Raw genomic sequence first — 207 nt, forward strand, 5'->3', positions numbered from 1 at the left:
CCTAAAGGGACATACAGAACTTTACCGGGGTTCTGAGTACATGGTTGATTTATTACATAAAGTATAACTTGATATTGTATTAAGCGACGAAGATGTCGAACGTGCAATTGTAGTTATAGTAAAAACAGCACACACAGGGAAAATTGGCGACGGCAAAATATTTGTTACTGAAGTTGAGGGTGTTGTGCGCATCCGTACTGCTGAAGA

General features: G+C 39.6%; 1 pseudogene. It reads left to right on the forward strand.

The features are described 5' to 3' along the window. Positions 1 to 207 (forward strand): annotated as a pseudogene (locus V6260_RS19545) (P-II family nitrogen regulator); the annotation flags it as partial.

This window comes from Pseudoalteromonas aliena, assembly GCF_038155085.1.
GTDB lineage: Bacteria > Pseudomonadota > Gammaproteobacteria > Enterobacterales > Alteromonadaceae > Pseudoalteromonas > Pseudoalteromonas aliena_A.